This is a genomic window from Allorhizocola rhizosphaerae, assembly GCF_003426775.1.
GTDB classification, from domain to species: domain Bacteria; phylum Actinomycetota; class Actinomycetes; order Mycobacteriales; family Micromonosporaceae; genus Allorhizocola; species Allorhizocola rhizosphaerae.
Window position 1 is genome coordinate 19,963 of sequence record NZ_QJUG01000054.1, and the last position, 22,491, is coordinate 42,453.

Below are 22,491 nucleotides of genomic sequence, written 5' to 3' on the forward strand. Positions count from 1 at the left end.
GCATGAGGTGGTTCGCTGCCACGGTCGTGGCGCTGGCTTTGGTCGCCGTGCTGCCGGGCGCGGCTCCGGCGAAGCGGGTGCAGGAGGGCACGCTGCACGCGACGCAGACCTACAACGTTTATCTGCCGCATGGGTATGAGCGCGGAGACCAGCGCTATCCCGTGCTCTATCTGCTGCACGGGCGGGGCGACACCATGCAGGCGTGGACGCAGGTGAAGTCCGATCTCGACGCGCTCATCGCGAAGGGCACGGTGCCGGCGGTCATCGCGGTCATGCCGGACGCGCCGTGGAGCGAGCGTGGCAACTACTACGTGGACTCGCAGCACGTCGACGGGTTCGCCGTGGAGACCGCGCTGACCCGCGATCTGGTCGCGCACGTCGACGCCACCTATCGGACGGCGGCCCACCGGCAGGCCCGGCTCATCGGCGGTTATTCGATGGGCGGGTTCGGCGCGATCCGATACGCGCTGGCCCACCCGGACCTGTTCGCCCATGCGCTGGTGCTGAGCCCGGCTGTGTATACGCCACAACCACCGGCCGACTCGTCGGCGCGCGGGTTCGGGGCGTTCGGCAACGGCGACGTGCTGTTCGACGAGGCGGTCTATGCGCGGCTCAACTACCCCGCGCTGCTGTCGCAAGTGGACGATGACCTGCCGGTGCGCCTGTTCATCGCGGTGGGCGACGACGAGTGGGCCGGGCCGGAGCCGCAGCACGACCTGGACTTCGAGGCGGCCAAGTTATACAACGCGGTCCGGCGGGTGCCGGGCATCGCCGCGCAGTTCCGCGTGCTCGACGGCGGGCATGACTGGAGCGTGTGGCGGGCCGGGTTCGCCGAAGGCCTGAGTCACCTGGGACGGACGTTGAGCATCACCCCGCCGATGGGGTTGCCGGGCGCGCTTTACGGCAGCCCGACGGCCAACCGGGCCGGGGGAGTCGCCGCCCACCCGGACGGGTCCGTCACGCTCGCGCTGGGTGGGCAGGACGCGGTGGTCAAACGCGTGGGCGGCTGGACGGTCACGTTCGGCGCGGACGGGGTGGCCGACCGGCTCTACGGCGTGGTGGCCCTGCCCGACGGCGGGGTCGTCACGGGCGGATACAGCGGGCGCGACATGCTCCTGGCGCGGGTGTCGGCGACCGGTGAAGTTCTGTGGCGCAAGACGTTTGGGGATCCGGCGCAGCCGGACCGGATCTATGGGCTGACCGCGGTGCCGGGTGGCGACGGCGTTTACGTCACCGGTTACACGGGGTCGGAGAAGCAGGTCGTGCTGGCGCGGGTGGCAGGCAGCGGCGAGATCGTGTGGCAGACGACGTTTGGTGAGGCCACGAGCGAAGACAAGGGGTTCGCGGTCGCGGCAACAGCGAGCGAGGTCTACGTGGTGGGCACGTTCGGGATCGCGGCGTACGCGCCTGATGGGGCGCGGCGGTGGGCCGCGCCCGGCGGCATGCTCGCCGGGGTGGCGATCGATGGGTCCGGGCGGGCCGTGGCGACCGGCGCGGATCTCACGACGATCGCCTACGACGCGAGCGGCAAGGAGGTGTGGCGCGCGGCGTTGGGCCGGGGGACCGGGGCCGACGTCGTGGCGCTGCCCGATGGCGGCGTGGCGGTGGCCGGGTTCAGCGACGCGGTGTGGACCGTGCCGGCGGGCGCCCACGACGTGGTGGTGATCCGGCTCGACCGGCGCGGGCGGCAGACATCGGTGCTGCAGTTCGGCACGGGGCGGGCCGACGGCGCCGACGCGTTCAGCGAGGAAAACCTATACGCGGCCTACTCCAGCATCGGCAGGCTGCTCGTGACCGGGCTTTCGGGCGACGGCGACGTGTTCTTCGGCGAGGTGGGGTTGCCGTGACGCCATGGGGATGTGCCGCCGTGCCGAGTGGGGTTGGGGTGTGATGAAGCCGTTAGAGGGTGTGCGAGTGCTGGAGCTGGCGACCATCTTCGCCGGGCCGATGGCGGGCGCGTTCCTGGGCGACTTCGGCGCCGACGTTATCAAGCTTGAACACCCGGCCAAGCCCGACCCGGCGCGCTGGCACGGACCGGCCAAGGACGGCATCGGGCTGTGGTGGAAGGTGTTGGGGCGCAACAAACGCACGGCGACGCTCAACCTGTCCCACCCGGACGGTGCGGCCCTGCTGCTTCGCTTGGCCGCCGAGACCGATGTGCTGATCGAGAATTTCCGCCCGGGGACGTTGGAGCGCTGGGGCGTCGGGCCAAGCGAGCTGCACGCGGCCAACCCGGGCCTGGTGATCGCGCGGATCTCGGGGTTCGGCCAGTTCGGGCCCTACGCTTCGCGGCCCGGATTCGGCACGCTGGCCGAGGCGATGAGCGGGTTCGCCACGGCCACCGGCGAGCCGGACGGTCCGCCGACCCTGCCCCCGTTCGGGCTTGCCGACTCGATCAGCGGGCTGGCCACGGCATACGCCGTCATGCTCGCACTGACCGCCCGTTCGCGCGGCGGGTCCGGCCAGGTGATCGATCTGGCCATCATCGAGCCCATCATGGCCATGCTCGGTCCGCAGATCACGTGGCTCGATCAGCTCGGCTACGTCCAGCCGCGGCTGGGCAACCGGTCCAACAACAACGCGCCGCGCAATACCTATCGGTGCGCGGACGGGCGATGGGTGGCCGTGTCGACCAGCTCGCACAGCATCGCCGAGCGGGTGATGCGGTTGGTCGGGCGGCCGGAGGTGATCGCGGAGCCGTGGTTTGCCAGCGGTTCCGGGCGGGCGGCACACGGCGAGCTGCTCGACAAGGCCGTGGCCGACTGGATCGGCGTGCGGGGGCGCGACGAGGTGATCGCGGCGTTCGAGCGGGCGCAGGCGGCCATCGCACCCGTCTACGACGTGCGCGACATCGTGGCCGACCCGCAATATCAGGCGCTTTCGACCGTGATCGAGGTGCACGATGACGACTTCGGCTCGGTGAAGATGCAAAACATCCCGTTCCGGATGTCGGCCACGCCCGGCGAGATCCGGTTCGCGGGGCGGGCGCATGGGCAGGATACCGCCGAGGTGTTCGGATTCCTCGGACCGTCCGAATTGGACGACCTGCGGGAGAGGGGAGTCATCTGATGGTGTTCGGGTGGCGTGACACGAGCGGCGGTCCGGAGCCGGCGGCACCCGGGGATCGCGCTTTGCGCGGGTCCGGTGACGCGGTTGTCGCCGGAGCGGGGGGCGGCTGATGTTGCTCACCTGGCTTTATGTGCCCGGCGACCGGCCCGAGCGGTTCGCCAAGGCCGTCGCGTCCGGTGCCGACGCGGTGATACTCGATCTCGAAGACGGTGTGCCCTCGGGGCGCAAGGCCTACGCCCGGGATGCGGTGCGCGAATTCCTGTCCGACGCTTGCGACGTGCCGGCCTTCGTGCGGATCAACACCCTCGACGACCTGTTCACCGCGCCAGGCGTGGCAGGGTGGCGGCTGCCCAAGGTCGAGTCGCGGGCGCAGGTGCTCGCGGCCGCCGCCCTCACCGACGCGCCGCTGCACTGCCTGATCGAGTCGGCGTTCGGGCTGGAGGTGGTGCTCGACATCGCGCGGGTCGCGGGCGTCGGTGCGATCGGGCTTGGGGAAGAAGACTTGCGCTCAGACCTCGGCCTCGTGGGCGACGAAGGTCTGCTGTGGGCGCGCAGCCGCATCGTCGTGGCGGCCCGCGCGGCGGGCCTGCCTCCGCCCGCTATGTCCGTCTACAGTGATCTGTCCGATCTCGACGGTCTGCGGGCAAGCTGTGCGCAGGGGCGGCGGCACGGATTCCTCGGCCGGACGGCATTGCACCCCAAGCAACTCCCGGCCATCGTCGACGGCTTCCGCCCACCGGCCGAGGAGGTGAGCCGTGCGCAGGCTCTGCTCGCATCGGTGACGGAAGACTCCGGCGCACTGGTCCTGCCCGACGGCCGCTTCGCCGACCGTGCCCTCGTCGCCGCCGCGCAGCGGGTGGTCGAGCTGGACGCCCACTGCCAAGCGGCGGTCCGCGCGGGTTGACCGTGTTTGGCTGATGCGGCGCAGCGGGTGGTCGAGGTGGGTGCCCCCCGCCTGGCGGCGGTCCGCGCGGGTTGACCGTGTTTGGCTGATGCGGCGTAGCGGGTGGGTGCGCCGGGGGTCTACTGCCGAGCTCGCCGGGTTCGCCTTGAGCGAAAGGGCTGCCCCTGCGTGCCGGTTAACCGCTATACAGGACGAAGCTAAGTCGTGCGCGATGAGAGGACATCATGGCGGATCCGGTGATACCGGCCGCCCCCGAGTGGGGCAGGGGTCGGCGCACGCGAGCATTGTTGCGCTCGGTGCTGGGCGAGGCGCTGCGCCAGGAGCGGCTTGAGCAGGGGCGCACACTGGCCGACGTGGCGATGGCCGCGAGGATTTCGCTGCCCTACCTGTCCGAGGTGGAGCGTGGGCGCAAGGAGGTCTCGTCGGAGGTCCTGGCCGCGCTCTGCGACGCGTTGGGCATCGACCTGTCCGATCTGCTGGTCGCCGTCGTCCTTCACCTCAACGGTGAAAGCGTGGCCGGCGAGAGCATTGTGGCATCGCTGGCCGTGGGCCGCCGCGTGGCCGTTGACGGGCTGGGCACGGCGGCCGGCAACGGTCCCGGCGTGGTGGCGCCGCCGATGCGCCGCCGCGGCGACGCGTATGCGTTGGCTGCCTGAGCCGGCCGGTCGTGTGTAGCGGTGTGGTGGTGCTGCCGCGGGGACGCGGGTGTGTGGCTGTTTGAGCCGGCTGGCCGTGTGTGGCGGTGTCGTGAAGGTTGCCGCATCAAAAGGGTCGGATGAACTGTCGCGCGGGCTACATCTCTGCACCGGTAACTCGGCGCCGAGATGCAGCCCCGCGAAGAACTTCAACGGCCGCCGGGTGTCAGGCGGCCGCCAGTTGTGCCGACCTCGGGGTGTTGAGTTTCGTGGTGGTGATGATCTGGTCGGCGAGGCCGTAGGCGACGGCTTCGGGGGCGGTGAAGGTGCGTTGGCGGTCGATGTCGTGGTGGATTTTGTCCATAGGGTGGCCGGTGTGCTGGCTCAGGATCTCGTCCATCTCGGCTCGCATGCGGGCCACGTCTTTGGCCCGGATCGCCAGGTCGGGAAGTGTGCCCTGGGCGACGTTGAACCAACCATCCTCCGTAGAAGGCTGATGCAGGACCACTTTGGCGTGCCGGAGCATGGACCGCTTGCCGGGCGTGCCCGCCGCCAGCAGCACGGCGGCCGCGCTTGAGGCTTGGCCCACGCAGAAGGTGGCGATGTCCGGGCGGACGTACTGCATCGTGTCATAGATGGCCGTCAGCGCACTGTAGGAGCCGCCGGGGGAGTTGATGTAGAAGCCGATTTCGAGCTCCGCGCTCTCGGCCTGCAGGTGCAGCAATTGTGCGATGACGACATTGGCAACGCCGTCGTCGATCTCCGTACCAAGAAAGACGATTCTTTCCGACAGTAAGCGCGAGTAGATGTCGTAGGCTCGCTCGCCCCGCGACGTCCTTTCTATGACCGTCGGTATCGTGTACTGGCCCATTGTCAGATCCCCACTTTCCGCTTGGCGACGTGCGGTCGCACGTCGTCGACCCGCTCCACGATGTGGTCGACGATCCCGTATTCGAGCGCCTCCCGTGCGCTGAACCAGCGGTCGCGCTTGCCGTCGTTCTTGATGGTTTCCACGGTCTGCCCGGTGTGCTGTGCCGTCAGTGCGCTCATCAGGTTGCCGAGCCGCTCCAGCTGCCCGGCGTAGATTTCGACATCGGCGGCCGTCCCGCCCAGCCCGGCCGAACCCTGGTGCATCAGGATCTGCGCGTGCGGCAGCGCGAACCGCTTGCCCGCCGTCCCCGCGCACAGCAGGAACTGCCCCATGCTGCCCGCCAATCCCATCGCCACCGTGATGACGTCGTTCGGGATCAGCCGCATGGCGTCGTAGATCGCCAGCCCGGCGAGCACGGAACCGCCGCGCGAGTTGATGTAAAGGCCGATGTCGCGGCGCGGGTCCTCCGCCGACAGCAGCAACAGTTGGGTGCAGATGCGGTTGGCGATCTCGTCCTCGACATCGGAGCCCAGGACGATGATGCGCTCGTGGAGCAGGCGTGTGGCTAACTGATCATCGAGCGTTCCCGCGTGCATGGCGATCTCCTATTCCGTCGGTGATTCGGCCTCAACGGTCGTGCACGCGGCGACCCGATCCAAGGCAATCTGCTGACAGCTACTCTGCTCTCAGCAGAGTCAAGGTCGCGTGTTAGCCTTCGTGCCATGGCAACGGACAAGAAGATCGGTTACCTGGCCAACGAGCAGCGGGTCGCCGCCTACAAGGCGCAGACCGGGCGCAAGGAGCTCACACCCAGGCAGGCGCGGCGCGTGGCGAAGAAAGCGCGTCAGGGCAAGGCATAACGGCCCGGTCGAGATAACCTCCAGGGATGTATCGCGCCGGTTTCGCCTGTTTCGTTGGCCGCCCCAACGCGGGCAAATCGACCCTGACCAACGCCATCGTCGGTCAGAAGATCGCGATTACCTCGAGCAAGCCCCAAACCACGCGGCACATCATTCGCGGGGTGCTGCACCGCCCCGAGGCGCAGCTGGTGCTCGTCGACACGCCCGGTCTGCACCGCCCGCGCACGCTGCTCGGCGAGCGGCTCAACGATCTGGTCCGCTCCACGTGGAGCGAGGTCGACGTGATCGGGTTGTGCATTCCCGCGAATGAGCCGGTGGGCAAGGGCGACACGTTCATCGCCTCCGAGATCGCCGCGCTGAAGGCCAAGCTCGTCGCGGTCGTGACCAAGACCGACCTGGTGGGCAAGAAGGAGCTGACCGAGCAGCTGATGGCGGTCAGCCGGCTGGGCGATTTCGCCGACGTCGTTCCCGTCAGCGCCGTCACCGCCGACCAGCTCGATGTGCTGACCGACGTGATGATCAGCCATCTGCCCGAGTCTCCTCAGCTGTACCCGGACAGCATGCTCACCGACGAGCCGGAGCATGTGCTGATCGCGGAGATGATCCGCGAGGCGGCGCTCGAAGGTGTGCGTGACGAGTTGCCGCACTCGATAGCGGTACTGGTCGAGGAAATCATTCCTGCCAACGGTTTGACGAAGGTCTACGCGGACATCTACGTCGAGCGGCAGTCGCAGAAGGCGATCGTCATCGGGGCCCGCGCGACCCGTCTGAAAGAGGTCGGCACCCGGGCCCGGGCGCAGATCGAGGAGCTGCTCGGCACGAAGGTCTACCTCGACCTGCACGTCCGGGTGGCCAAGGACTGGCAGCGCGATCCGAAGCAGTTACGCAAACTAGGCTTCTAGGCATGCGCCGACCCCTCTACCGCGACGACGCCCTCGTGCTGCGGGTGCAGCGGCTGGGCGAGGCGGACCGGATCATCACGCTGCTGACCCGCCGGCACGGCCGGGTCCGGGCGGTCGCCAAGGGGGTACGCAAGACAACCTCCCGCTTCGGCGGTCGGCTCGAACCGTTCGGCCTGGTCGACGTGCAGTGCAGTGAGGGGTCCACGTTGGACACCGTGACCCAGGTGGAGGGCAAGGATCTGTTCGGCCGGCACTTCCTGGACGACTATCCGCGCTACACGGCCGCCAACGCGATCGCCGAGACGGCCGAGCGGCTCACGCCGGTCGAGCGCGAACCGGCATTACGCCTCTACCTGCTGACCGTGGGCGCGCTGCGCGCGCTCGCCGGGCGGGAGCGGGCGACGACGCTCGTGCTCGACGCCTATCTCCTGCGGGCCATGGCCCACGCGGGCTGGGCACCGGCCCTGCGCGACTGCGCGGTCTGCGCCAACCCCGGCCCGCACCGCGCCTTCTCCATCGCCGCGGGCGGGGTCGTGTGCCCCAACTGCCGCCCGCCCGGCGCCGCCCATCCGAGCCAGGCCTCGCTCGATCTCATGTGCGCCCTGCTTGAGGGCGACTGGGTGGCGGCCGACGCGTCGGATGTGAAGGTCCGGGGTGAATCCAGTGGATTTGTTGCGGCGCATCTGCAGTGGCACCTCGAACGCGGGTTACGATCCCTGCCGCTAGTTGATCGAAGAGAGAGCCAGAACCGATGAGACCGCCGAGCCCGCACCCGTCCGGGGCAAAGCCGCCCAGACTGCCCGTGTTGCCCAATCACGTCGCCATCGTCATGGACGGCAACGGCCGCTGGGCCAAGGAGCGTGGCCTGCCGCGCACCGAGGGACACCGGCGGGGCGAGTTCTCGCTGTTCGACACCATCGAGGGTGCGCTCGAAATCGGGGTGCCGTTCCTGTCCGCCTACGCGTTTTCCACCGAGAACTGGAAGCGCTCGCCCGAGGAGGTGCGCTTCCTCATGGGCTTCAACCGCGACGTGATTCGGCGCCGCCGCGATCAGCTCATCGAGCTCGGAGTGCGGGTCGTGTGGTCGGGGCGGCGCGGTCGGTTGTGGAAGAGCGTCATCGACGAGCTCGAAACGGCCGAGCAGATGAGCCGGCGCAACTCCAAGCTCACGCTCCAGTTCTGCGTGAACTACGGCGGTCAGGCCGAGATCGCCGATGCCGCCGCGGCCATCGGGCGCGAGGTCGCCGCCGGCCGCATCCGACCCGAGAAGATAACCGAGAAGCTTTTCAGCCGGTACCTTTACCACCCCGAGGTGCCCGACGTCGACCTATTCCTGCGCCCATCCGGGGAGCAGCGGACGAGCAACTTCCTGCTGTGGCAGTCGGCCTACGCGGAGCACATTTATCTCGACACCCTGTGGCCCGACTTCGATCGCCGCCACCTGTGGTACGCGTGCGAGCTGTATGCCCAGCGCGACCGCCGCTTCGGCGGGGCCATCCCCAACCCGGTCGCGCCCGCGAAGTCGGAGATCCCTAGGGGATGAAGCCGCTGTAGAGCAGGCGGTTCGCGGTCCCGGCCGGCGGCGCCGGCGCGATGGCGTTCACGGTCGCGTTGCCCACCATCGCGTCGCGCACCTGTTGCGGCGTCGCGGTGGGGTAGACCTGCAGGTAGAGCGCGGCGACCCCGGCGGCGTGCGCGGCCGCGCTGGAGGTGCCGCTCATCGTGTTGGTCCCGCTCGTGATCCAGGTCGAGACGATGTTCACGCCGGGCGCGAACAGGTCGACACACGTGCCGTGATTCGAGAACGACGCCCTGGCGTCCCAGCCGCCCGTGATCGTGCTGGCGGCCACGGTGACCGCAAGCGGGACCCGAGCCGGGCTGAAGTTGCACGCGTTCGTGGCGCTGTTGCCGGCCGCGGCCGTGTAGGTGATGCGGCTGGCGATGGAGTTCGCCGTGGCGTTGTCCAGGGCCGTGTGGGGAGCGGTGGCGATGCTCAGGTTTGCCACGGCCGGGCGGATCGCGTTTTGGGTGACCCAGTCGATCCCGGCGATGACGATGGCGACCGACGAGCTCGCGCCACCGCATGCCCCTCCGGACAGGACTCGGACGGCGACCAGCTTCGCCTGCTTGGCCACGCCGTGGACGCTGCCGCCGATGATGCCCGCGATGTGAGTCCCGTGCCCGGTGCAATCGTTGGCGATGCCGTCGTTGTCGACGAAGTCCCATCCGTACCGCGCCCGCCCACCGAAGTCGGGATGTCCAATGTAGATGCCGGAGTCGATGACGTATGCGGTGACGTCGCCCGCCATATTGGCGAAGGTGTAGCTTTGGCTCAAGGGGAGCGCGCGCTGATCGATGCGGTCCAGCCCCCACGATGGTGGGTTCGGTTGCGTGCCTTGAGGACTCATCCGGTGATCCTGCGACACATACGCGACCTCGGGGCGCGCGGCGATCCGCTTCGCCTCGGCCGCGCTCACGGTCAGTGAGAACCCGCGCAACGCGGCCGTGTAGACGTGGCCCACCTTTGCGCCGTGTTCGCTCGCGATGGACTGGGCGACCGATCGCACGTCGGCGGCGTCCTTCAGCACGACGATGTAGCTGTCCGCGATCGCCGTCGCCCCTCCGGAATCCAGGATCTCGCCATAATTGGCGGCGGATGCCGGAGCCGCGCTCGAATACGTCGCCACCATCAGACCGGCCGTGAAGGCTGCGAGCCACCTCATGCGGCGATTCTAACCAACGAATCCATAAATTTCTATCATTTGGTACCGAGCCAGAGCGCAAGCGCCCCAAGGACTATCGCGCCGACCACGAGCATCGCGTCAGCCATCGTGAACGACTGGGGGCGTGCGACGGTCCGGGGCGTGCGGGAGTCGAAACCGCGGGCGTCCATGGCGATCGACAGGCGCACACCGCGCCGGATCGCGCCGACCAGCAACACGAACGCGATCCGGGCGAATCCGGGCCGCACACCGCGAGCCCGGCGCGCCATCGTGATCATTGCCCAGTCGTCGCGCAGCATGCCAACCAGGCGGAACGCGGCCAGCGCGCCGATGGCGAAGCGGGGCGACACACGGGCGTGCTGGATCAGCGAGTCGGCCAGATCGGTCGGGTCGGTGGTGGCGAACACGACCACCGCGGGGAGCGCGACGGCCAGCAGCCGCAACGCCAGCGCGCCGCCCGTGGCGAGGGTTTCGGTGGTGACGGTGAACGGGCCGAGCGCCAACAGGGTTTCGCCACCGCGTGCGGTGCCGAAAACCGTGTAGATGACAAGCATTGCGGCCGCCGACAACCACAGCGGCGCGGCTTTGCGCAGCAGCGAGCGATAGCTCAGGCCAAACAGCGGCACGCACGCCAGCTCAGCGGCCAGGGCGATCGCCGGTACCAGAGGATTGAGACTGAACAGCAGCATCACCGGCAAGATGAGTGCCGCCGCGAGCTTGGCCACCGGAGCCCTGTGTTTCACAGCGCCACCTCGCGATCCGCCAGGCACGCCACCACGTCCGGATCATGTGTCGCCACGACGATTCCGTGCCCCGCGTCGCGCAGCGACGCAAGCAGTTTGACAAGCTCGATCCATGTGCGACGGTCCTGCCCGAACGTGGGCTCGTCGAGGATCAGCAGCCGGGGTGCCCGCGCCAGAGCCGTTGCCACGCTGAGCCTGCGCGCCTCACCGCCCGACAGGGTGAACGGGCTGGCCGCGGCCAGGCGCTCAAGATGCAGGCGCGCCAGCAGTTCTTCGACACGTCCTGGCGACACACCGCCCAGCGCCAGCTCCTCGCGCACGGTTGCGGCGACGAACTGGTGCTCCGGGTTCTGGAACACCGAGCCGATTCGGGCCGCGAGCGCCCTGGGCTTGAACCGCAACGGATCGCCGTCGGGAGTCATCACGCGACCCCCGCGCGGCGGGGCGAGACCGCCGAGCGCGAGTGCGAGTGTCGTCTTGCCCGAGCCGTTGGGCCCGGTGAGCGCGACCACCTCGCCTTCACGGCACTCAAGCGTGTCCGTCCACACCAGACGGTCACCGGGCGCTTTGACGGCGCGGATTTGGGGCAGCGGCCGTCCCGGCACCCACACCCCTCCCGCCGCGAGCTCATCGCCAAGCGAACCGTCCAAAATCGACGGCGGCCCGTCGGCCACGACCCCGTCGCGAGTCAGCACGACCACGCGAGTCACCAACGGGAGCATCTCGGCGATGCGGTGTTCGACAAGCACCATGGTCTCGACGGTCGCGAGCACATCCCGCACGATGGCAGCTCCCGCCGGGTCGAGGTTGGCCGTGGGCTCGTCCAGCAGCAGCACGTCGGGCCGCGCGGCGAGCGCGCCCGCGAGGACCAGCCGTTGCTGTTCGCCCCCGGACAGCGCGGAGGTGTCCCGCTCCCGACCATGGGGGAACCCCACCCGGCCGAGCACCTCATCGACCCGTGCCCAGATGCGCGAAGCCGGCCAGCCCAGGTTTTCCAGGCCGAACGCGACCTCGTCCCCGGCGCGCGACATCACGATCTGCGACTGCGGGTCCTGGAACACGATCCCGGCCCGGCCATCGACCTGGATCGAGCCCTCGCCTTGGCCCGAGTCCGGGGGCAGCAGTCCGGCCATCGCCTGCAGGAGCGTGGACTTGCCCGCACCGGATGGCCCGAGCAGCAGCACCCGCTCACCGCGCTCGATGCTCAGGTCAAGCCCGCGCACCGCCCACGCGCGACGCCCGGCGTGCCGCCAGCCGAATCCCCGTAGCCGGATCAAACCAGCGCTCGGCTCCGCCCGGCCGGGAACCGGTCCAGCACACCGGTGGCGGCCAGCGCGCGCGCCAGTAACGGCGACCCGAACCCGGCGATCACGATCGCGCTGACCACCGTCGCCACGATGAGCGGGAGCCGGAATGTGGCCCAGTCGGCCGTGGCCCACCAGACGAACGTGTCCCACAGCGCCGCGCCGATCCCGCTCGCCGCCGCGGCGAGCAGCGCCACCGGCATCGTCCACACGCGATAGAGCACGATCAGGAACACCAGCTCGGCCCCGATGCCCTGCACGAGCCCCTGCCAGATGACGCTGCCGCCCCACGCGTTGCCCAGGGCAACGGAGATGATGGCCGCGAGCCACTCGCAGTACAGGGCGGCGCCCGGCTTGCGGATGATCCACGCCCCGAGCACGGCCGGCACCAGCCACACCCCGTAGATCAGGCCCTGGGCGGGCGGGTAGAACGTGAACGCGGGTGTGGTCGCGAGCCACAGCTGGTTCCAGGCCCAGAAGACGACGCCGAACGCGACGGCGATCACGGATGCGACGACTATATCGACGGTCCGCCACGCGAACCTGTTCATAGCACTACTCCTGACTCCCTACGCTGGCATTACCCAGTTCAGGTCCGAGGGTCTGCACATGCACTCTCAGCGTCCGTTTGGACGCTCCCCTGTCGTGGACTAGAGACTACACCGGCCGGAGCAGCTAACCTATGCGCGTGACCGTCACCGAACGCCCCGACGTAGCGGCCGACACACCCCCGGGTCCCAAAAAGGAGCGCCGGATCGGGTCTGTCGAGGTTCTGGCCCTGCTGCTGATCGCTCTCGTGGTCTTCCGCGGGCCGATCGCACAGAAGATCGTCGAGTTCCCGCTGCTCCAGACATGGACGACCGTCTTCGTCTCGATCATGGTGCAGGCGATGCCGTTCCTCGTGTTCGGTGTGGCGCTGTCGGCCGTGATCGCCGTCTACGTGCCCCGCTCGTTCTGGTCCAAGGCGCTGCCCAAGCACCCGGCGCTGGCCGTGCCGGTGGCCAGCTGCGCGGGCGTGGTCCTGCCGGGCTGCGAGTGCGGGTCGGTGCCGATCGCGGGCTCGCTCATCCGGCGCGGCGTCACCCCGGCCGCGGCGCTGGCGTTCCTGCTCGCCGCGCCCGCGATCAACCCGATCGTGCTCACCGCCACGGCCGTCGCGTTCCCGCGCAACCCAGAGATGGTGGTCGGGCGCGGGCTCGCGTCCCTGGTCGTCGCCATGATCATGGGTTGGCTGTGGCTCCGGCTCGGCAAGACCGAGTGGATCAAGCTGCCGCACCGGCCCGAGCTGGACGGCCTGTCCAAGACGCGGGCGTTCTTCGGCGCGCTGCGCCACGACGTCGTGCACGCGGGCGGGTTCCTCGTGCTCGGCGCGATGGCCGCCGCCACGATCAACGTGATCGTGCCGGCCCAGTGGCTGCAGGCCATCGCCGACAACCCGTGGTTGTCCGTCATAGCGCTGGCGATTCTCGCCGTACTGCTATCAATCTGCTCTGAAGCCGACGCCTTCGTCGCCGCGTCGCTCAGCCAGTTTTCCCTCACCTCGCGATTGGTCTTCCTTGTCGTCGGGCCGATGGTCGACCTCAAGCTGATCTCGATGCAGGCGGGCGTGTTCGGCCGCCGCTTCGCGTTCCGGTTCGCGCCGACCACCCTCGTCGTCGCGACCGGCATCGCCACTCTCACCGGATGGTTGGTGTTCTCATGAACCGACAAGCGCAAGGCGTCGTGCTGCTGCTCCTCGGTGGGGCCGTGCTCAAGGCCAGCCTCACCGACATGTATCTGCGCTACGTCAAGGAGTCGTTGCAGCCCTTCCTGATCGCGGCGGGCGCGCTGCTGGTCGTCGCCGCACTCATGACCATCTATCACGACCTGCGCAAGAGCGACCATGAGGAGCACGACCACGGCCACGACCATGGCCACGAGAAGCACCACGAGCCGCGCGTCGGCTGGATGCTGATCGCGCCCGTGCTGGGCCTGCTGCTGGTCGCCCCACCCGCGCTGGGCGCGTTCGCGGCCGGGCAGAGCGGGTCGGCCAAGCTGCAGGAGGCCGACCTGTACCCGCCGCTGCCCGAGGGCGACCCGGCGAAGATCAGTGTGCTCGACTACGCCACCCGCGCGATCTTCGACAAGGGCGTGTCCATGAAGGACGGCGCGGGCAAGGATCGCAAGGTGCAGATCTCCGGATTCATCTCGCAGGGCCCGGACGGCAAGCAGGTGCTCACCCGCATGATGCTGTCGTGCTGCGCCGCCGACGCCCGCGCGATCAAGGTGGGCATGACCGGCCGCCCGCCGGAGGGCCTGAGCGAGAACCAGTGGGTCGAGGTCGTCGGGATCTACACGGCCACCACCGCCAAGGATCCGGTGAGCAACAACGACATCCCGTTCATCGACGTCCTGGAGTGGAAGCCGATCGAGCCGCCCCGAAACCAATACGAGTGATTACTACCACGCGGTAACCTATCGCGCTAGCGTGTGTGGTATGACCACGACGCAGCGAGCAGAGGTCACCGCCGAGCAGGCCCGCAGCGTGGCAGAGGCGGCGCGGGAGACCGAGTGGCGCAAGCCGAGCTTCGGCAAACAGCTGTTCCTCGGCAAGCTCCGGATGGATCTGATCGATCCCTGGCCGGAGGCGAAGACGAGCGAGGACGCCCAGCGCTTCCTGGAGCAGCTGGGGGAGTATGCGGCCAACCACATCGACGGGATGCAGATCGAGCGGGACGCCCGCATCCCCGACGAGGTGTTCCGTGGGTTGGCCGAGCTCGGCTGCTTCGGCATGAAAATCGACAGGAAATACGGCGGTCTTGGGCTGTCCAATCTCGACTACTGCCGCGCCCTGACGCTCGTCGGTTCGGCCAGCCCGACCATTGGCGCGCTGCTGTCGGCCCACCAGTCGATCGGCGTGCCGCAGCCGCTCAAGCTGTTCGGCACCGAGGAGCAGAAGCAGAAGTTCCTGCCCCGCCTGGCCGCGGGCGAGGTGTCGGCGTTCCTGCTCACCGAGCCCGACGTGGGCTCCGACCCGGCGCGGCTGTCATCGACCGCGGTGCCGGTCGAGGGCGGATACAAGCTCAACGGCGTGAAGCTCTGGGCCACAAACGGTTCCGTGTCAACGCTTCTCGTGGTCATGGCACAGGTACCGAAGAGCGACGGTCACCGTGGCGGGATCACCGCATTCGTGGTCGAGGGCACGGCCGAGGGCGTGACGGTCGAGCGGCGCAACGCGTTCATGGGCCTGCGCGGCCTGGAAAACAGCGTGACGCGTTTTCACGACGTGTTCGTGCCGGCCGAAAATGTCATCGGCGGCGAGGGCCAGGGCCTCAAAATCGCGCTCACCACGCTCAACACGGGCCGGCTCTCGCTGCCCGCGATGTGTGTCGCCGCAACGAAGTGGTGCATGGCCGTCGGCCGGGGCTGGAGCGCTGAGCGGGTCCAATGGGGACGCGCGGTGGGCCAGCACGAGGCGGTGGCGACCAAACTCGGGTTCATCGCCGCCACGTCCTACGGCATCGAAACCATGCTGGAGCTGTGCTGCCTGCTCGCCGACGACGACCGTAACGACATCCGGATCGAGGCGGCGCTGGTCAAGCTGTTCGGCTCGGAGAAGGCGTGGACGGTCGCCGATGAGCTGGTGCAGGTGCGCGGCGGGCGCGGCTACGAGACCGCCGAGTCGCTGGCCGCCCGGGGCGAGAAACCCCTTGGCATCGAACAGATCCTGCGCGATCTGCGGATCAACCGCATCTTCGAGGGATCGACCGAGATCATGCATTTGTTCATCGCGCGCGAAGCGGTGGACAAGCACCTGTCGGTGGCCGGCGATATCATCAACCCGAAGGCGAAGCCCGGCCAGAAGGCCAAGGCATTGCTCAAGGCGACCGGATTCTACGCCCGTTGGCTGCCAACGCTTTTCGTCGGTCCTGGACTCTTCGGCGGATACCGTCGCTACGGCGCGCTGGCCCCTCACGTCCGCTATGCCGAGCGGGCCGCGCGCCGCCTGGCCCGCCAGACGTTCAAGGGCATGGCCCGGTGGCAGGGCCGCCTGGAGCACCGGCAGGCGTTCCTGGCGCGCATCGTCGACATCGGGGCGGAGCTGTTCGCCATCGCGGCCGTGTGCTCGCGGGCGCGGCACAGCGGGCGCGCCGAGGAGGTCGAGCTCGCCGATCTGTTCTGCCGCCAGGCGCGGCAGCGCGTCGTGATCCTCGAGCACGCCCTGTGGAACAACACCGACGCCGACGACGTGGCGCTGGCGCGCAAGCTCCTCGACGGCCGCTACGCGTTCACCGAGCAGGGCATCGTGCCGCCGCCCCTGCAGCAGGGGGAGTGGGTCACCCACTGGCAGCCCGGCCCGTCCACCGAGCCCAACCTTTTACGCAAGCTCACGTAGATTTTTGTGTGCTGGTGGCGTGTGCCTTTCGGGGTACACGCCATCGGCGTCGCCCGGCCAGCTTCCCCCTGGAGCGGGTCAGCGCATCCAGCGCGGCTGGATCCGGCCCGACTCGTACGCCCAGACGACCAGCTGGGCGCGATCGCGGAGGTCGAGTTTGGACAGGATCCGGCTCACGTGGGTCTTGGCCGTCGCATAGTTGATCATTAGGCGTTGCGCTATCTCGTCATTGGACAGTCCGGCGGCCACCAGGTCCAGGACTTCCGCCTCGCGGGCCGTCAGGCTGGCCACTTCGGCCGCCGGTGCCGGTGCGGCCATCCGGGCGGCCACGTCGGCGATGAGCCGGCGGGTGAGCGAGGGGGCCAGCAACGCGTCGCCCCGGGCCACCACCCGCACGCAGTGGACCAGTTCGGTTGGCTCCACATCCTTGACCAGGAAGCCACTCGCGCCGGCGCGGATCGCGCCGTAAAGGTATTCGTCCTGTTCGAAGGTGGTGAGAATGACGATCTTGACGGCGTCCAGTCGCTTGTCCGAGACGATCCGCCGGGTCGCCTCCAGCCCGTCCACGTTGGGCATCCGGATGTCCATGAATACCACGTCGGGGTGGTGTTCGGCGGTGAGTCGCACCGCCTCGAGGCCGTCACCGGCCTCGGCAACGACGGTCATGTCGGCCTCACCCTGCAGGATCGAGCGGAAACCTGCCCGGACCAGGGTCTGATCGTCAGCGAGGACCACCCTGATCACGCGGTCTCGCCCTCGGTCGGCGTCCGGACGGACCACGGCGCGCTAAGGTGCGGTGAGGTGAGCCCGGTACGGCGCATGATGCCCATCGTATTGCGGGGCGTGGGCTTCCGCCCGGGCACACCGAATCACCCGGAGCGGCTTTGGCGAAAGCATCAACGGTGGTGATGCGTGGCCCTGGCCAAAAGCGTCCGCGAGACCTGCTCCTCGGTCCCCGGTTCGACGACGACGAACTGGCCCATCATGCCTTTGTCCTCGTGCCGCAGGATGTGGCAGTGGTACATGTACGGCGACACGGGGTCGACGTAGCTGCCGAACGAGACCGCCAGCCGGGCCTTCACGCCCTTGGCTATGAAGACGGTGTCCTTGGGCCCCCGCTGGTACGCCGGTGGCGGCGCGCCGTTTATCTCCAGGACTCGAAAATGCACCTCGTGGATGTGGAAGTTGTGCGCGTACGAGGCATTGTTGATCTCCCAGATTTCGTGCGCCCCGGCGGGTACCACCTCGTCGATCCGGTTCATGTCCATCTCTTTGTCATTGATCTCCGAACCGGAGAGTTTGAAGGTGCGCACGCGGGCACCGGGTGGCGGTGGGGTGGCGGGTACCCCGCCGAGGGCCGAGGGCAGCACGGCCGAGGGGGCCAGTTGCGGCGCCGCGACGAACTTCATCAGCGCGAAATCGTCCTCCTCCGGGTCGCCGGCCTCCCGCGCCGTCTCGCCGATGCTGTTGAGCACGACCTGCTCGCCGGGGGCGAACCGCACCACGATCTGCGCGCGCTCGCCGGGGCTGAGCTTGACCCGGTCCACTTCGGCGGGTCGCTCCAGCAGTCCGCCGTCGGTGCCGATCACGTGGAATGTGCGGTTGTCGGCGAACCCCACGCGGTAGATCCGTGCGTTGGAGGCGTTGAGAATCCGGAGGCGCACCGCCTGCGTGGTGACGCGGAAATGCGCGCCGAGCGTGCCGTTGACGAGGATGCTGTCGCCGAGCAATCCCCAGGTGCCGTCCTCCACGCCGCCCTCGTCCAGCCGGCCGTCGCGCTTGAATCTCTTGTCCTGGACGATCAGGGGGACGTCGTCGACGCCGTACTCGCCGGGCAGGTCCGGCTCGTCCGGGTCGTCAAGGATGATCAAGCCCGCCAGGCCGCGGTACACCTGCATGGCTGTCTTCTTGTGAAGGTGCGGGTGGTACCACCCGGTCATGGCCGGCTGGTCGATCGTCCACTCCGGACTCCAGGTGGCGCCGGGCTCGATCATCTGGTGCGGGCCGCCGTCCATCTTCGCGGGGACGCGCACCCCGTGCCAGTGCAGGGTTGTGGTCTCGCCGAGCCGATTGGTCACCCGCATACGCACCTTGTCGCCGCGGGATGCCCGCAGCGTGGGACCGAGGTAGGCACCATTGATGCCCCAGGTCTGGGTGGTCTTGCCCGGCAGGAACTCCGAGCGGCCCCCGCTCTGCATGGTCATCGTGAACTGCTTCACCCCGTCGGCGCCCACCTCCGGCATGAGCAGTGGCGGGATCCGCAGGGCGTTGCCGAAGCCGTCCGCGCCGCCGGAGGAGCTCTCGTTGCCGGAGTTCCTGTCGGATCCGGCGCTGCAGGCACCGGCCAGGCTGGTGACGGACGCACCGGACAATCCCGCAAGGAGGAGAACACTTCTGCGCTTCATATCAACGATGGTTCCAGGCTCCGGCGCGAATCGATCGCCTGAGCGTCCCCGAAAAGTCCCCGGATTCCTTGTGCTGCAACGTACAACCTCAGAGGTACACCGAATCGGCCCGGTACGACCGGAGGTGTATTTCCAGTGCGTGTTCAAACACAAGCAGCCTCAACCGGTGCCGTCCTCGGGCTCCACCGGCAGCCGTGCCCGCACCCGGAAACCTCCCCCGGCGGTGGGACACGCGTGCAGCTCTCCCCCGACGGCCGCGGCCCGCTCCCTCATGCCCAGCAGACCGTTGCCGGGTCGCATCGCGACGGTGTCCCCCCGCGCCGTCCGGTCATTCTCGACCTCGATGATCATGTCCGTGCCGGTGTGCCGGAGATCCACCCGCACCGTGCTCGCCGGCGCGTGCCGGACGGCGTTGGTCAACGCCTCCTGCACGATCCGGTACGCCGCCAGGTCGATCGGCGCGGGCAGGGCCGGCACCGCGCCGGCACCGGTAAGCCGGACCGGCAGACCGGATGCCTCAGTTTGTGCAATCAGCTCCGGCAACCGGGACAACGACGGTGCGGGTCGCACGGGGTCCTGCGAGTCAACCTGGCGCAGCACGCCCAGCACCTCTCGGACTTCGCGCAACGCCTCCTTGCTTGCGGCGCGGATCGCCTCCAGCGCAGCGAAAGCCCCATCCGGGTCGCGGGTGTGCAGGGCGGCACCGGCCTGGACGTTGATCAGTGAGATCTGGTGCGCCATGACGTCGTGCAACTCCCGCGCGATGCGCAGGCGTTCCGCCGTGGCCCGCCGCCACGCCTCGTGCTCCCGCGTCGCTTCCGCCTCAGCGGCCCGCTGCTCGGCGGCGGCGACACGGTCACGCCGGCCGCGGGCCATCTCGCCGAGGGCGATCGTGAGGAGCACGATAGCGCCGATGGCCACGCCGGTCTGCGCCTGCGCGGCCTCGCTCCGCTCACCGGCCAGCCGGTGGACGACGACGGGCGCCAGCGGAAAGCCGATCGCCATTACCAGGGCGGCGCAGATGGACACCGGGCGACGGCAGTCGCGGGCGACGACATAGAGCGTCAGCACGAACGAGAGGGCCATCGGCGAGTCCGGGAAGCCCAGCGGGTAGTAGAGCAGCGCGCAGACGCTGCTCACCACCAGGACCGGAATCGGGTGGCGCTGGCGCACGACCAGCGCACCGGCGCTGAGCACCAGCAGAGCCCAACCGACCGGGAACAGCGGACGGCCGCCTGCGTCCGCGTTCAGCACGGTGACGACATCCAGGATGAGGATCAGCGCCGCCAGCACCATGTCGCGCCGCATCGGCGTCCACTCCCAGGGCCGCATGGCGACTACTGTAAGCAGCCCGCCGCGCACCGCCCCCGCCCGCACGCGCTCGCGCGTCCATTTAGCCCGGGACCGTGACCTCGAGCGCCGTGAGGTGCCGATTATGAACCGGAAGTCGCCACCTCGGGGCGTTGACCGGCGAAGGCCCGCAGCAGTGTGGCGATCGCGATGGTCAGGTCCGCACGGTTGGCGGCTGTTCCGGGTGCCGGCGCGCTGCTGCTGCCTGCTCCGGCCAGCCGGTCGAACAGCAGCCCGTCGATGCAGGCAACGAGGTGAGCGCCGGCCTGCTCCGGATGCCGGGCACCGGCGGCGGCCAACATCGCCGTCGATTGCGCGCGTGAGGCTTCCCCATACCGGAGGATGGTCCGCAGTTCGGGGTGGTGCGTGGCCTCCAGCAGGCACGCGTAGCGGGCGAGGACGCGGTCGCGTTCGGTACTCATCCATCGATCCAGGAGGGCGGCGATGCCCGCGGCGAACGCGTCGATGTCTTCTATCGCCGTCACCGACATACCGGCTTCGGTCGGCAGCCGGGCCTCGTCCAAGTCGGCCCGGTCGAGGTCGGCGAGCCGGCGCACCACCGCCTCGATGAGCGCCTTGCGAGTACGGAAATACGCCGATGTGGTGCCCTGCGGCAGCGCGGCGCGCGTGTCGACGGCACGGTGAGTCAGGCCGCGCATCCCGCGCTCGGCGAGTACTGCGATCGCGGCGTCGGTCAGGGCCGCGAAGCGGTCGGTAGGCATGGTGTTTGGCCACCCCTTTCTACGGCTGTAGTATGGACTTCTACATTTGTAGAAGGAGAGAGTGATGACACGGACGGCAGTGGTGATCGGGGCGGGCATCGGTGGGCTGACCGCGGCGATCGGTCTACATCGCACGGGCTGGCAGGTGACCGTCCTCGAACGTGCCGCCGCCTTTGCACCCGTCGGGGCGGGCTTGGTCCTGCAGGCCAACGGACTGCGCTGTCTCGACGCGCTGGGCCTCGGCGCCGACGTGCGCAAGCAGGGCCACGCCGACGTGTCCGGTGGCACCCGCAGATGCGACGGCAGGTGGCTGGCCCGCATCGAGGCCGGCGTGCTGGAACGCATGCTGGGCACACCCGCGATCGGCATCCATCGCGCCGCCCTGCACGAGATCCTGCTTGGAGCCCTGCCAGACGGTGTCGTCGTGACCGGCGCGGAGGTGCGTGCCGTCACCACGGACGGCGACGTCACCTATCAAAACAAGGACATGGCAGTTCAAGTAAATGCCGATCTCGTGGTCGGTGCCGACGGCATCCACAGCGCAGTGCGCAAGCTGCTCTGGCCTGAGGCCGCCGCACCGGCACACATCGGCGTGACCGCGTGGCGCGGCGTCACGCCGGTTTGGGACGGCGACCTTGCCGTCGCGATCAGCTGGGGCCGGGGCGCAGAGTTCGGCATGGTGCCGCTCATCGACGGTCGCGTCTACTGGTTCGCCGCCGTCAACGCCCCGGCCGGCGGACCGGCCGGCGACGACATGGCCCGGGTCCGTGCCCGGTTCGGCAACTGGCACGACCCGATCCCCGCCCTCATCACGGCGACTAGCACCGTCCTGCGCGACGACCTCGCATGTCTCGACAAGCCACTCACGACGTACGTCAAGGGCCGGGTCGCCCTGCTCGGTGACGCCGCGCACGCGATGACACCCAATCTCGGCCAGGGTGCCAACCAGGCGCTCGAGGACGCGATCGTCCTGGCTTGCCTCGCCGGCCGGCCGGACGGGCTCACCGCCTATGACCAGCAGCGTCGTCCGCGCAGCCAGCAGGTCGCGAAGGCGTCCCGCATGATCGGCCGCTTCGGGCAGCAACTGGAAAACCCCATCGCCGTGGCCGCCCGCAACACCATCATGCGGCTGACGCCACCGCGGCTGGCGCTGCGCTCGATGAGCCGCCACGCCGACTGGCGACCCCCACCCGGCTGTGAACCGCTAAGTCAGTGAACAAGGGCAGGTGGCGGCGAGGGTCTGTTCGGCTCGGTCGGTGGTGCCGCCGTAGCGGCGTCTCGACGGCGGCGAGCTGCCGCTGGAAAAGGCGCACGCCACCGCACAAGGTCTTAGAGCGAAGGTTTGAGCCCGAGCCGGCGGAGCTCCAGGCGGGCCAGCGCGTCGACGCACGACGGGTCGCCGGTGCGCCAGCCCGCCACCACGTCCTCGTCCAAATTGGACAGCCGACGCAGCGGGGCGTTGGCCAGCGCGCGCAACGCCAGCAGCTCCTGCCCGCCGGGCCGCCTGCGCACCCGGGCCGCGGCCGACGCCGCGCGGATCCACAAGGCACGAAACGGTAACCACAGCGCGAGCGCGATCAGGATGGGCACCCCGCCGGTGAGCCACGCCAGCACGGTCGCCAGATCGC

The 22,491-nt window shown here is 69.1% G+C and carries 21 protein-coding genes, 2 pseudogenes and 1 riboswitch; of the genes and pseudogenes, 12 read left to right on the top strand and 11 right to left on the bottom strand.

Annotated elements, in window-relative coordinates; all coding sequences use genetic code 11:
- Positions 1 to 2 precede the first annotated feature (2 nt).
- From DM816_RS14005 to DM816_RS45500, 4 genes and pseudogenes are all read left to right on the top strand, one after another.
- Positions 3 to 1,847, top strand: a complete 1,845-nt coding sequence (locus DM816_RS14005; protein ID WP_117210663.1) for an alpha/beta hydrolase-fold protein — start codon at positions 3 to 5, stop codon at positions 1,845 to 1,847.
- A 43-nt stretch (positions 1,848 to 1,890) separates the two neighbouring features.
- The gene (locus DM816_RS14010) at positions 1,891 to 3,069 is read left to right on the top strand and encodes a CaiB/BaiF CoA transferase family protein (RefSeq protein ID WP_117210664.1); all 1,179 of its coding nucleotides are present in this window, start codon (positions 1,891 to 1,893) and stop codon (positions 3,067 to 3,069) included.
- A gap of 109 nt (positions 3,070 to 3,178) precedes the next feature.
- Positions 3,179 to 3,973 carry an HpcH/HpaI aldolase/citrate lyase family protein gene (locus DM816_RS14015; protein ID WP_117210665.1) on the top strand — a complete coding sequence of 265 codons (795 nt, stop codon included), beginning with the start codon at positions 3,179 to 3,181 and terminating at the stop codon, positions 3,971 to 3,973.
- Between the two features lie 224 nt (positions 3,974 to 4,197).
- A pseudogene (locus DM816_RS45500) lies at positions 4,198 to 4,452 on the top strand (helix-turn-helix domain-containing protein); the annotation flags it as partial.
- A gap of 382 nt (positions 4,453 to 4,834) precedes the next feature.
- Here the strand turns inward: DM816_RS45500 and DM816_RS14025 are convergent.
- Positions 4,835 to 5,479: an ATP-dependent Clp protease proteolytic subunit gene (locus DM816_RS14025; protein ID WP_117210667.1), complete on the bottom strand. Its 645-nt coding sequence runs from the start codon at positions 5,477 to 5,479 to the stop codon at positions 4,835 to 4,837.
- Between the two features lie 2 nt (positions 5,480 to 5,481).
- Positions 5,482 to 6,075, bottom strand: a complete 594-nt coding sequence (locus tag DM816_RS14030) for a ClpP family protease (protein WP_117210668.1) — start codon at positions 6,073 to 6,075, stop codon at positions 5,482 to 5,484.
- A gap of 126 nt (positions 6,076 to 6,201) precedes the next feature.
- On the opposite strand from DM816_RS14030, the gene DM816_RS42540 reads away from it, so the two are divergent.
- Genes DM816_RS42540 through DM816_RS14045 form a run of 4 tightly spaced genes read left to right on the top strand, consistent with a single transcriptional unit; the run spans position 6,202 to position 8,784 of the window.
- A complete protein-coding gene (locus tag DM816_RS42540) occupies positions 6,202 to 6,339 on the top strand; it encodes a hypothetical protein (protein ID WP_162907452.1) in 138 nt (45 codons plus the stop codon).
- A 26-nt stretch (positions 6,340 to 6,365) separates the two neighbouring features.
- Positions 6,366 to 7,241, top strand: coding sequence for a GTPase Era (era, locus tag DM816_RS14035; protein WP_117210669.1), 876 nt, complete (start codon positions 6,366 to 6,368; stop codon positions 7,239 to 7,241).
- A 2-nt stretch (positions 7,242 to 7,243) separates the two neighbouring features.
- The gene (gene recO, locus DM816_RS14040) at positions 7,244 to 7,996 is read left to right on the top strand and encodes a DNA repair protein RecO (RefSeq protein ID WP_117210670.1); all 753 of its coding nucleotides are present in this window, start codon (positions 7,244 to 7,246) and stop codon (positions 7,994 to 7,996) included.
- Positions 7,993 to 8,784 carry an isoprenyl transferase gene (locus DM816_RS14045; RefSeq protein ID WP_117210671.1) on the top strand — a complete coding sequence of 264 codons (792 nt, stop codon included), beginning with the start codon at positions 7,993 to 7,995 and terminating at the stop codon, positions 8,782 to 8,784. Before recO ends, DM816_RS14045 begins: the two co-directional genes overlap by 4 nt.
- On the opposite strand, the gene DM816_RS14050 is transcribed toward DM816_RS14045, so the two are convergent.
- The 4 genes from DM816_RS14050 to DM816_RS14065 form a co-directional block, all read right to left on the bottom strand.
- A complete protein-coding gene (locus DM816_RS14050; protein ID WP_117210672.1) occupies positions 8,774 to 9,964 on the bottom strand; it encodes a S8 family peptidase in 1,191 nt (396 codons plus the stop codon). The two genes, DM816_RS14045 and DM816_RS14050, sit on opposite strands and share 11 nt — an antisense overlap.
- Positions 9,965 to 9,999: 35 nt before the next feature.
- Positions 10,000 to 10,707 (bottom strand): energy-coupling factor transporter transmembrane component T family protein, encoded by a 708-nt coding sequence (locus DM816_RS14055; RefSeq protein ID WP_281274324.1) that lies wholly within the window; start codon positions 10,705 to 10,707, stop codon positions 10,000 to 10,002.
- On the bottom strand, positions 10,704 to 11,984 hold the full coding sequence (locus tag DM816_RS14060) for an ABC transporter ATP-binding protein (protein ID WP_117210673.1): 1,281 nt from the start codon (positions 11,982 to 11,984) through the stop codon (positions 10,704 to 10,706). Before DM816_RS14060 ends, DM816_RS14055 begins: the two co-directional genes overlap by 4 nt.
- Positions 11,981 to 12,562: an ECF transporter S component gene (locus tag DM816_RS14065; protein ID WP_117210674.1), complete on the bottom strand. Its 582-nt coding sequence runs from the start codon at positions 12,560 to 12,562 to the stop codon at positions 11,981 to 11,983. The genes DM816_RS14060 and DM816_RS14065 overlap by 4 nt, the downstream gene beginning before the upstream one ends.
- Positions 12,561 to 12,663: riboswitch (TPP riboswitch) on the bottom strand. (Overlaps the previous gene by 2 nt.)
- A 30-nt stretch (positions 12,664 to 12,693) precedes the next feature.
- Between DM816_RS14065 and DM816_RS14070 the strand changes: the two genes are divergently transcribed.
- Genes DM816_RS14070 through DM816_RS14080 form a run of 3 tightly spaced genes read left to right on the top strand, consistent with a single transcriptional unit; the run spans position 12,694 to position 16,386 of the window.
- A complete protein-coding gene (locus tag DM816_RS14070; protein WP_117210675.1) occupies positions 12,694 to 13,713 on the top strand; it encodes a permease in 1,020 nt (339 codons plus the stop codon).
- Positions 13,710 to 14,447 carry a TIGR03943 family putative permease subunit gene (locus DM816_RS14075; protein ID WP_117210676.1) on the top strand — a complete coding sequence of 246 codons (738 nt, stop codon included), beginning with the start codon at positions 13,710 to 13,712 and terminating at the stop codon, positions 14,445 to 14,447. Before DM816_RS14070 ends, DM816_RS14075 begins: the two co-directional genes overlap by 4 nt.
- 40 nt (positions 14,448 to 14,487) lie before the next feature.
- Positions 14,488 to 16,386 carry an acyl-CoA dehydrogenase family protein gene (locus tag DM816_RS14080; RefSeq protein ID WP_117210677.1) on the top strand — a complete coding sequence of 633 codons (1,899 nt, stop codon included), beginning with the start codon at positions 14,488 to 14,490 and terminating at the stop codon, positions 16,384 to 16,386.
- A gap of 78 nt (positions 16,387 to 16,464) precedes the next feature.
- On the opposite strand, the gene DM816_RS14085 is transcribed toward DM816_RS14080, so the two are convergent.
- From DM816_RS14085 to DM816_RS14100, 4 genes are all read right to left on the bottom strand, one after another.
- Positions 16,465 to 17,130 carry a response regulator gene (locus DM816_RS14085; RefSeq protein ID WP_117210678.1) on the bottom strand — a complete coding sequence of 222 codons (666 nt, stop codon included), beginning with the start codon at positions 17,128 to 17,130 and terminating at the stop codon, positions 16,465 to 16,467.
- Between the two features lie 152 nt (positions 17,131 to 17,282).
- Positions 17,283 to 18,791, bottom strand: coding sequence for a multicopper oxidase family protein (locus DM816_RS14090; RefSeq protein WP_117210679.1), 1,509 nt, complete (start codon positions 18,789 to 18,791; stop codon positions 17,283 to 17,285).
- A gap of 159 nt (positions 18,792 to 18,950) precedes the next feature.
- Entirely contained in the window at positions 18,951 to 20,123 is a 1,173-nt protein-coding gene (locus DM816_RS14095) for a sensor histidine kinase (protein ID WP_211588686.1), read from the bottom strand.
- A gap of 101 nt (positions 20,124 to 20,224) precedes the next feature.
- Positions 20,225 to 20,863 (bottom strand): TetR/AcrR family transcriptional regulator, encoded by a 639-nt coding sequence (locus DM816_RS14100; RefSeq protein ID WP_117210681.1) that lies wholly within the window; start codon positions 20,861 to 20,863, stop codon positions 20,225 to 20,227.
- 64 nt (positions 20,864 to 20,927) lie between these two features.
- On the opposite strand from DM816_RS14100, the gene DM816_RS14105 reads away from it, so the two are divergent.
- Positions 20,928 to 22,079: an FAD-dependent monooxygenase gene (locus DM816_RS14105; RefSeq protein ID WP_117210682.1), complete on the top strand. Its 1,152-nt coding sequence runs from the start codon at positions 20,928 to 20,930 to the stop codon at positions 22,077 to 22,079.
- Between the two features lie 113 nt (positions 22,080 to 22,192).
- On the opposite strand, the pseudogene DM816_RS14110 reads toward DM816_RS14105, so the two are convergent.
- Positions 22,193 to 22,491 (bottom strand): annotated as a pseudogene (locus DM816_RS14110) (hypothetical protein); the annotation flags it as partial.

What these genes read in the sequence shown, in the direction of transcription:
- DM816_RS14030 (WP_117210668.1), bottom strand. Translation starts at nt 6,075, where the DNA reads ATGCACGCGGGAACGCTCGATGATCAGTTAGCCACACGCCTGCTCCAC.
- DM816_RS14010 (WP_117210664.1), top strand. Translation starts at nt 1,891, where the DNA reads ATGAAGCCGTTAGAGGGTGTGCGAGTGCTGGAGCTGGCGACCATCTTC.
- era (WP_117210669.1), top strand. Translation starts at nt 6,366, where the DNA reads ATGTATCGCGCCGGTTTCGCCTGTTTCGTTGGCCGCCCCAACGCGGGC.
- DM816_RS14065 (WP_117210674.1), bottom strand. Translation starts at nt 12,562, where the DNA reads ATGAACAGGTTCGCGTGGCGGACCGTCGATATAGTCGTCGCATCCGTG.
- DM816_RS14045 (WP_117210671.1), top strand. Translation starts at nt 7,993, where the DNA reads ATGAGACCGCCGAGCCCGCACCCGTCCGGGGCAAAGCCGCCCAGACTG.
- recO (WP_117210670.1), top strand. Translation starts at nt 7,244, where the DNA reads ATGCGCCGACCCCTCTACCGCGACGACGCCCTCGTGCTGCGGGTGCAG.
- DM816_RS14105 (WP_117210682.1), top strand. Translation starts at nt 20,928, where the DNA reads ATGACACGGACGGCAGTGGTGATCGGGGCGGGCATCGGTGGGCTGACC.
- DM816_RS42540 (WP_162907452.1), top strand. Translation starts at nt 6,202, where the DNA reads ATGGCAACGGACAAGAAGATCGGTTACCTGGCCAACGAGCAGCGGGTC.
- DM816_RS14050 (WP_117210672.1), bottom strand. Translation starts at nt 9,964, where the DNA reads ATGAGGTGGCTCGCAGCCTTCACGGCCGGTCTGATGGTGGCGACGTAT.
- DM816_RS14005 (WP_117210663.1), top strand. Translation starts at nt 3, where the DNA reads ATGAGGTGGTTCGCTGCCACGGTCGTGGCGCTGGCTTTGGTCGCCGTG.
- DM816_RS14070 (WP_117210675.1), top strand. Translation starts at nt 12,694, where the DNA reads ATGCGCGTGACCGTCACCGAACGCCCCGACGTAGCGGCCGACACACCC.
- DM816_RS14075 (WP_117210676.1), top strand. Translation starts at nt 13,710, where the DNA reads ATGAACCGACAAGCGCAAGGCGTCGTGCTGCTGCTCCTCGGTGGGGCC.
- DM816_RS14095 (WP_211588686.1), bottom strand. Translation starts at nt 20,123, where the DNA reads ATGCGGCCCTGGGAGTGGACGCCGATGCGGCGCGACATGGTGCTGGCG.
- DM816_RS14100 (WP_117210681.1), bottom strand. Translation starts at nt 20,863, where the DNA reads ATGCCTACCGACCGCTTCGCGGCCCTGACCGACGCCGCGATCGCAGTA.
- DM816_RS14080 (WP_117210677.1), top strand. Translation starts at nt 14,488, where the DNA reads ATGACCACGACGCAGCGAGCAGAGGTCACCGCCGAGCAGGCCCGCAGC.
- DM816_RS14025 (WP_117210667.1), bottom strand. Translation starts at nt 5,479, where the DNA reads ATGGGCCAGTACACGATACCGACGGTCATAGAAAGGACGTCGCGGGGC.
- DM816_RS14015 (WP_117210665.1), top strand. Translation starts at nt 3,179, where the DNA reads ATGTTGCTCACCTGGCTTTATGTGCCCGGCGACCGGCCCGAGCGGTTC.
- DM816_RS14090 (WP_117210679.1), bottom strand. Translation starts at nt 18,791, where the DNA reads ATGAAGCGCAGAAGTGTTCTCCTCCTTGCGGGATTGTCCGGTGCGTCC.